This window comes from Thiobacillus sp. (assembly GCF_024708915.1).
On sequence record NZ_JANJXQ010000172.1, the window covers coordinates 23,658 to 30,017 of the forward strand.

General features: G+C 63.0%; 9 protein-coding genes. 6 read left to right on the forward strand and 3 right to left on the reverse strand.

All coding sequences use genetic code 11. The features are described from left to right. Positions 1-7: 7 nt before the first annotated feature. The 6 genes from fliM to fliR all read left to right on the forward strand — a co-directional run bounded on the left by fliM (position 8) and on the right by fliR (position 3,822). A complete protein-coding gene (fliM, locus tag Q0L94_RS12170) occupies positions 8-1,012 on the forward strand; it encodes a flagellar motor switch protein FliM (RefSeq protein WP_296753614.1) in 1,005 nt (334 codons plus the stop codon). Continuing rightward, positions 1,005-1,400 (forward strand): flagellar motor switch protein FliN, encoded by a 396-nt coding sequence (fliN, locus tag Q0L94_RS12175; protein WP_296753615.1) that lies wholly within the window; start codon positions 1,005-1,007, stop codon positions 1,398-1,400. Before fliM ends, fliN begins: the two co-directional genes overlap by 8 nt. Continuing rightward, complete coding sequence (gene fliO, locus Q0L94_RS12180; protein WP_296753617.1) at positions 1,400-1,816, forward strand: flagellar biosynthetic protein FliO; 417 nt, start codon at positions 1,400-1,402, stop codon at positions 1,814-1,816. Before fliN ends, fliO begins: the two co-directional genes overlap by 1 nt. Next, positions 1,806-2,567, forward strand: coding sequence for a flagellar type III secretion system pore protein FliP (fliP, locus tag Q0L94_RS12185; RefSeq protein WP_296753620.1), 762 nt, complete (start codon positions 1,806-1,808; stop codon positions 2,565-2,567). Before fliO ends, fliP begins: the two co-directional genes overlap by 11 nt. A 12-nt stretch (positions 2,568-2,579) precedes the next feature. Beyond that, positions 2,580-2,849, forward strand: coding sequence for a flagellar biosynthesis protein FliQ (gene fliQ / locus Q0L94_RS12190; protein ID WP_296753622.1), 270 nt, complete (start codon positions 2,580-2,582; stop codon positions 2,847-2,849). 184 nt (positions 2,850-3,033) lie between these two features. After that, positions 3,034-3,822 (forward strand): flagellar biosynthetic protein FliR, encoded by a 789-nt coding sequence (gene fliR / locus Q0L94_RS12195; protein WP_296753624.1) that lies wholly within the window; start codon positions 3,034-3,036, stop codon positions 3,820-3,822. A 66-nt stretch (positions 3,823-3,888) separates the two neighbouring features. On the opposite strand, the gene cheZ is transcribed toward fliR, so the two are convergent. The 3 genes from cheZ to Q0L94_RS12210 all read right to left on the reverse strand — a co-directional run bounded on the left by cheZ (position 3,889) and on the right by Q0L94_RS12210 (position 6,148). Then, positions 3,889-4,536: a protein phosphatase CheZ gene (cheZ, locus tag Q0L94_RS12200; protein WP_296753628.1), complete on the reverse strand. Its 648-nt coding sequence runs from the start codon at positions 4,534-4,536 to the stop codon at positions 3,889-3,891. Between the two features lie 49 nt (positions 4,537-4,585). Next, entirely contained in the window at positions 4,586-4,984 is a 399-nt protein-coding gene (cheY, locus tag Q0L94_RS12205; protein ID WP_296638921.1) for a chemotaxis response regulator CheY, read from the reverse strand. 90 nt (positions 4,985-5,074) lie between these two features. Beyond that, positions 5,075-6,148, reverse strand: coding sequence for a chemotaxis response regulator protein-glutamate methylesterase (locus Q0L94_RS12210; RefSeq protein WP_296753626.1), 1,074 nt, complete (start codon positions 6,146-6,148; stop codon positions 5,075-5,077). Positions 6,149-6,360 lie beyond the last annotated feature (212 nt).

Sequence of the window (6,360 nt, forward strand, 5' to 3'; positions counted from 1 at the left end):
ACCGCTCATGGCCGACAATTTTCTTTCGCAGGATGAAGTCGACGCGCTGCTGAAAGGCGTGACCGGCGAAGCCGACGATGCACCGGCCGAAGCGGAGAACCATGCGGGCGCGCGTCCCTACAATCTGGCGACGCAGGAGCGCATCGTGCGCGGCCGCATGCCCACGCTCGAAATCATCAACGAGCGTTTCGCGCGCCAACTGCGGATCGGCCTCTACAACTTTCTGCGGCGCGGAGTGGAAATCTCGGTCGGCCCGGTCAGGGTCTCGAAATACAGCGAATTCATCCGCAACCTGGTGGTGCCAACCAACCTCAACCTGGTGCAGTTCAAGCCGCTGCGCGGCACGACGTTGATGATCTTCAACCCCGACCTGGTCTTTCTCATGGTCGACAACCTGTTCGGCGGCGACGGGCGCTTCCACACCCGCGTCGAAGGCCGGGATTTCACGCAGACCGAACACCGCATCATCCAGCGCATCCTCAATATCGTATTCGAGGCCTACTCGAAATCGTGGGAGCCGGTCTACCCGATCGAGTTCGAGTACATCCGCTCGGAAATGAACACCCAGTTCGCCAATATCGCCACGCCCAACGAAGTGGTGGTGGCCGTCACCTTTGCCATCGAGCTTGGCCAGGTCAGCGGCGAAATGCATTTCTGCATTCCGTATTCGACGATCGAGCCGATCAAGGATCTGCTCACCAGCAGCCTGCAGGCGGAAAACCTGGAAGTGGACAAGCGCTGGGTTCGTCTGATGCGGCAGCAGATCCAGCTGGCGGAGGTCGAGATCGTCGCCGACCTGGGTACCGCACAGGTCAGCCTGCGCGACATCGTCGACATGAAAGTGGGCGACGTCATTCCGCTTGACATTCCGCAAACCGTCGAAGCCAAGGTGGACGGCGTCCCGGTGATGGAATGCGCGTACGGAAAATTCAACGGTCAATACACCTTGCGCGTCGAGAAGCTTTTGTCGAACAGCCAGAACGATGCGCAAACAGGAGATCAGCATGCCTGAAGATACCACCCAAACCATAGACGAAAACGACTGGGCGGCCGCGATGGCCGAACAGGCGCCGACTGCGGCACCGAGCCCGGAAATTTTCCAGGAGCTGTCCGGAACCGCCGCATCCGGCGGGCTGGCCAAGGACATCGATTTCATTCTCGATATTCCGGTGCTGCTGACGGTGGAACTGGGACGCACCAAGATTGCGATCAAGAACCTGCTGCAGCTGGCACAGGGTTCGGTGGTCGAACTCGACGGCCTGGCGGGCGAGCCGATGGACGTGCTGGTCAACGGCTGCCTGATCGCACAAGGCGAAGTGGTGGTGGTGAACGACAAGTTCGGCGTACGCCTGACCGACATCATCACCCCCGCCGAGCGGATCCGGAAACTCAACAAGTGATGCGCCGCCCGCTCGCGACCTGCCTGCTGCTCGCGCTGCCGGCCCTGGCGCAGGCACAGGCGGCCGACGCCCCGGCGGTCTCCGCTGCCGGCAGCCTGCTGCAGGTGTTCGTCGGGCTGGTGGCGGTGCTGCTGCTGATCGCCGCCACGGCCTGGGTTGCCAAGCGCTTCGGCATCGCCCGCGGCGGTTCGTCCAGCCTGCTTCAGGTGGTCGGCAGCGCCTCGGTCGGCGCACGCGAGCGCGTCGTGGTGGTCGAGGTGGGCGAATCCTGGCTGGTGGTGGGCGTGGCCCCCGGCAGCGTCAATGCCCTGACGACGCTGCCGAAAGGCACGCTGCAGCCGCCGGCCTCCCCGATTTCCGGCGCGCCGTTTGCCGCGCGCCTGCAACAGCTGGTCGAAAAACGCCGTGAAAAATAAGCCGCTTCGCCGCCTGGCGCATGCCGGCATCGTGCTCGCCGCCCTGCTGCTGCCGTCGCTGGCGCTGGCCCAAGGCGCGGGCCTGCCCGCCTTCACCAGCACCCCGACAGCGGGCGGCGGCCAGAACTACACCCTCAGCCTGCAAACCCTGCTGCTGCTGACCTCGCTGTCGTTCCTGCCGGCCGCGCTGTTGATGATGACCAGCTTCACCCGCATCATCATCGTGCTGTCGCTGCTGCGCCATGCGCTCGGCACCCAGTCGTCGCCGCCCAACCAGGTGCTGATCGGGCTCGCGCTGTTCCTCACGCTGTTCGTGATGAGCCCGACCCTGGACAAGATCTACGTCGAGGCCTACCAGCCGCTTGCCGAGAACCGTATCCAGCTGAGCGAAGCCATGGACAAGGGCGCGGTGCCGCTGCGCGCCTTCATGCTGAAGCAGACGCGCGAGAGCGATCTCGCCCTGTTCGTGAAGATGTCGGGCTCGGCGGCGCCGAAAACCGCCGCCGACATTCCGATGCGCGTACTGATACCGGCCTACATCACCAGCGAACTGAAGACCGCCTTCCAGATCGGCTTTGCGGTATTCATTCCTTTCCTCATCATCGACATGGTGGTCGCCAGCATCCTGATGGCGATGGGGATGATGATGGTGTCGCCCGCCATTGTCGCCCTGCCGTTCAAGATCATCCTGTTCGTGCTGGTCGACGGCTGGAATCTGCTGCTGGGCTCGCTGGCGCAAAGCTTTTTCTGACGGAGACCCGCCATGACGCCGGAAAGCGTAATGACCATCGGCCGCATCGCACTGGAGACAACCATCCTGGTGGCGTCCCCCGTGCTGCTGGTCACCCTGGCGGTCGGCCTGATCGTCGCCGTGTTCCAGGCGGCCACCCAGATCAACGACGCCAGCCTCTCCTTCATTCCCAAGGTCGTCGCGGTGCTCGTCACCTTCGCCATCGCCGGGCCGTGGATGCTGACGGTGATGACCGACTACATGCGGCGCGTGCTGACCGGCCTGCCCGGCATCATCGGCTAGCCCGAATGCCTCATCGATTGCCGCGCGTCCTCGCTGCCCGGCGGATCCGGTGCGCCTTGACGTTTGCGCACACCACGGCATCGGGCCGGGGGCGGCTCTCCTACACGGGACGACAGGCTTCACCTGTAGGAGCGGCGCCCCGCCGCGATGGTGGGCCGATGCGGATACCACGGCATAAGCTTCCGTGATCAGCTTCACCGATGCCCAGCTCAATGCCTGGCTGATCGGCTTCATCTGGCCGCTCACCCGCATCCTCGGCCTGCTCATGGTGACGCCGGTGTTCGGCCATCGCGCCGTGCCTGCGCGCGTCAAGATCGGGCTCGGCATCTTCATCACGCTGATCGTCTCCCCCACCCTGCCACCGATGCCCGATGTGGGGCTGGGCTCATGGCACGGCCTGTTCATCCTGGTTCAGCAATTTCTCATCGGCCTCGCGATCGGCTTCGTCATGCGCATCGCGTTTGCCGCGGTCGACGCCGCGGGCGAAATCGTCGGCCTGCAGATGGGCCTGGGGTTCGCGTCCTTCTTCGACCCGCAAAGCGCCGGCCAGACGCTGGTGCTCTCGCGGTTTTTCAATATGCTGGCGGTATTGGTGTTTCTGGCGGTGAACGCCCACCTGTTGCTGCTCGGCGTGCTGGTCGACAGTTTCCAGAGCCTGCCGATCAGCCCGCAGCCGCTCTCGGCCGCGGGTTTCCACAACGTCGCCGCGTTCGGCTCCACCGTGTTTGCCGTCGGCCTGCAGCTGGCGCTGCCGCTGATCGCCATCCTGCTGATGACCAACCTGGCACTCGGCATCCTCACCCGCTCGGCGCCCCAGCTCAATATCTTCGCGATCGGCTTCCCCATCACCCTGGGCGTCGGCCTGATCGTACTGGATATCACCCTGCCCTACTTTGCGCCCCAGTTCGAACAGTTGATCCAGAACGGGATCAAGGCAAGCGCCATGGTGATCCAGACGCTGCGGCCGCAATGAGATGAAAGTTACAAGTCACAAGTTGCAAGGAGAACCTGGCAACTTGTGACTTGAGTCTTGAGCCTGTCAGAACCCGAGGCTGTCGAGCAGGTCGTCGACCTGGCCCTGATCGGCGACCACATCGCTCTTGCTCGCCGGATTGATCTGCGGGCCGTTGAGCAGGCCGCTGCCGGATTCCCGCCTCACCTCGGCCGGTGCATAGTCGATCAGCAGCTGCACCAGCTGCTGTTCCAGCCCATGCGCGAGTTCGGTCACCCTGCGGATGACCTGGCCGGTGAGATCCTGGAAATCCTGCGCCATCATGATGTCGAGCAGTTGCTGCTTGGTGGCGCCGGTGTCGTTGCGCATGTCGACCAGGCACTGCATGGTCAACGTCGCCATGTCGCGATAATTGGCTTCCGAAAAGGGGGCTTTCAGCGCGGCATACCAGCCATTCAGTATCTCGTCGGCTCCCGCATCGATCCGCTCCTGCAGGGGAATCGCCGTGTCGGTGGCGTTCAGCACGCGCTGCGCGGCCTGTTCGGTCATGCGCGCCACATAATTGAGGCGTTCGCGGACGTCGGGAATTTCGTGCGTCGCCTTTTCCACCACCTTGTCGAGCCCCAGCTCGCGCAGGCTGTCGTGCAGGGAACGGGTGATCTGGCCGACCCGCGCCAGCATCTCGTCCTGCTCGCACACCCCGCCATGCGGTTCCGCACGGGCTTCGGCACGCAGCGGGTCGGCGGGTGCGGCCGCGGCGGAGCCGGCGAATAACGTATCCACGTCAGGCTCCCGCTTTTTCAAGTTTTTCGAATATTTTCGCGAGCTTTTCGTCGAGGGTGGCGGCGGTGAAAGGCTTGACCACATAGCCGCTGGCACCCGCCTGCGCCGCAGCGATGATGTTTTCCTTCTTGGCTTCGGCCGTCACCATCAGGACGGGCAGCTTGGACAGCGCGGCATCGGCACGAATGGTCTGCAGCATGGTGAGTCCGTCCATGTTGGGCATGTTCCAGTCGGACACCACGAAATCGAAATTTCCGGCCCGCAGCTTGGCCAGGCCATCGACGCCATCTTCCGCTTCCTCGACGTTGGAATAACCCAGTTCCTTGAGCAGATTGCGCACGATGCGGCGCATCGTGGAAAAGTCGTCAACAACCAGAAATTTCGTGTTTGGGTCGGCCATACATAACTCCACTGATGCGGTTTGATTGCTACTGGGTTAATCGGCAGGTCGGCGTCGAACTTGAGCCGGAAAGCCGCTGCGTGCGGAGGATCAAACCCGCATCGCACGATTGCCGTGTGCCGCAAAAAACGCCAGCACCCGCCCCGGCAATTCGTGCAGGGGGGCAACATCATGGGTGGCGCCGATCGCGATGGCTTCCTTGGGCATGCCGAATACCACGCACGAGGCTTCGTCTTGCGCCAGGTTGTAGGCCCCCGCCTTTTTCATTTCCAGCATTCCCGCCGCGCCATCCTTGCCCATGCCGGTAAGGATGACGCCGACCGCGTTCTTGCCCGCAGCGACCGCGGCCGAGTTGAACAGGACATCGACGGAGGGGCGGTGGCGGTTGACCGGCACCCCCTGGTCGAGCCTGGTCATGTAGTTGGCGCCGCTGCGGACCAGCTGCAGGTGCGAATGGCCCGGCGCGAGATAAGCGTGGCCCGGCAGCACGCGCTCGCCGCCTTCGGCTTCCTTGACCGAGATCCTGCACAGTTTGTCGAGCCGGTTGGCGAACGAGCGCGTGAAGCCTTCCGGCATGTGCTGGGTGATCAGGATGCCGGGGCAGTCCGGCGGCAGCTGTATCAGAAAGTCCTTGATCGCCTCGGTGCCGCCGGTGGACGCGCCGATGATGATCAGCTTTTCGCTGCTGGTAAGCGGATTGCGTACCGAAGCCAGGGCGGGGCTGGCCGGCTGGCCCTGCGTGCCGGGCAGCGTGCGCGGCTTGATTCTTGCGCGCGCGGCGATGCGAATTTTCTCCGCGATCAGCTCGGTGTACTCAAGCATGCCGCTCTGGATCGAGACCTTGGGCTTGGTCACGAAATCCACCGCGCCCATCTCCAGCGCGCGCATGGTGATTTCCGAACCCCGCTCGGTCAGCGACGACACCATGACCACCGGCATCGGGCGCAGCCGCATCAGCTTCTCGAGAAACTCCAGGCCGTCCATTTTCGGCATTTCCACGTCCAGCGTGAGGACGTCCGGATTGGTTTGCTTGATCAGATCGCGCGCCACCAGGGGATCGGGAGCGACGCCCACCACTTCCATGTCGGGCTGGCTATTGATGATTTCCTTCATCACGCCGCGAATCAGCGCCGAATCGTCGACGATCAGAACCTTGATTTTCATGATGCTAGTGTTGTGACTCAGAAATAGGGAAACATAATGAAACGGATGGGTTTTTTCGCATGGCAAGGCGCGAGGAGAGCGTGGTTGTTGCCGATTTATCGGCTTTACAACCACGGCCTACCCCTTGCGGGTGGGCGACATAGCCGGCTCTATGGCAACGACGAGCAACGCCGCCATGCGAAAAAAGACGCCGTTTCATGTTGCGATATTTC